Genomic DNA, 1,252 nt, shown 5'->3' with positions numbered 1-1,252 from the left:
GCTCGGAAGGAAACTCATACAGCCGCGGCCCGCCAGCCGCTTCAAGGATCGTTTCAAGTATGGCCCCCCTTTCCTCCTCGGTCCGGGAGCTCAGCGTAAACCACATATTGAGCCGGCTGCGCCGGCGGTAGTTATGGGTAACGCCCTTAAAGCTGTTGGCAACGGCAGCCGCCTGATAAAAAAGGTCTTCCCTTACAGCCATCGCATATAGACAGCCCCGGAATCCAAGCCCCGCAGGATTAAAAATCCCGCCGATCCGCCGGATGAAGCCCGCTTGCTTCATTCTTTCCAGCCTGCGCAGCACCTCTTCCTGCCGAGGTCCCAGCTCTTCCGCAATGGCAAGCCAAGGGTGTCTGACCAGAGGAAGCTCGATTTGCAGCCGATTCAGCAGCTTCCGGTCCATTGCATCCAGTTCCACTGTTTATCCCTCCCTGGTCTAGAGCGCCGCCGATCTCTTGTAGCACCATGGCTCTTGAGCCATGAAGTTGCCGCCGCTGTAATAGTACGATCTTGCCCGGCAGCCGCCGCAAATGCCGACATCCGGGCAGGAGCCGCATTCTCCTTCATATTTATCGAAGTTCCTTAAGTCCCGGAACACCGGGCTGTCTCTCCAGATTTCATCAAAAGCCTGCTCGCGGACATTCCCCGCCTTGACCGGCAGATAGGGGCAAATATGCACCTCGCCATTTGGCAGCACCGAACAGTAGGCGACCCCGGCGAGGCAGCCCCGCGTATATCGCATTTCCAGCCCCATGCTCCTCGCGAGCGGCATGAATTGGGGGGCGCATGTCGGCTTGATTTCAAGGGAGGTCGATTTCTGCCTGGACAGGACGCTCCGCAGAACCGAGTAATACCGTTCCCGCTTCAGCCCCTCCTCTTCGATATTGACGGCCCGTCCGGTCGGGACGAGAAAGAAAGGATGCAGCGAGGAGACTTTCAGCTCCTCAGCAAGCTCCGACACCTGCTCGAAATCATGCATATTGCCCTCGGTCAGCGTCATATTAATCTGCACTCTCAGCCCGGCCTCACGGGCATAACGGATGCCCTCCAATGCCTGCTGCCAGCCCTCCGGCGCGTTCCTGAACCGGTTATGATATTCCGGCGTGGCGCTGTCAATGCTGATCGCGATGCCTCCGAGTCCCGCTTCCTTAAGTTCCGCCGCCTTGGCTGCGGTCAGAAGCGTGCCGTTGCTTCCAAGGGCGGGACGAAGACCGATGGATGACGCGTAGGCGATCAGTTCGCAGAGATCTTC

The 1,252-nt window shown here is 58.5% G+C and carries 2 protein-coding genes; both read right to left on the bottom strand.

Annotation, left to right across the window (positions count from 1 at the left end):
- Positions 1–418, bottom strand: a 418-nt coding sequence (gene ahbA, locus L692_RS0110430) for a siroheme decarboxylase subunit alpha (protein WP_025699625.1), incomplete at its 3' end; no start/stop codon positions are given.
- An 18-nt stretch (positions 419–436) separates the two neighbouring features.
- Positions 437–1,252 (bottom strand): radical SAM/SPASM domain-containing protein (locus tag L692_RS0110425; protein WP_025699623.1); only part of this gene is annotated, 816 nt, incomplete at its 5' end.

This window comes from Paenibacillus forsythiae T98, assembly GCF_000520735.1.
Classification (GTDB): Bacteria; Bacillota; Bacilli; order Paenibacillales; family Paenibacillaceae; genus Paenibacillus_AQ; species Paenibacillus_AQ forsythiae.
This window is presented reverse-complemented; position numbering and strand designations above follow the sequence as displayed.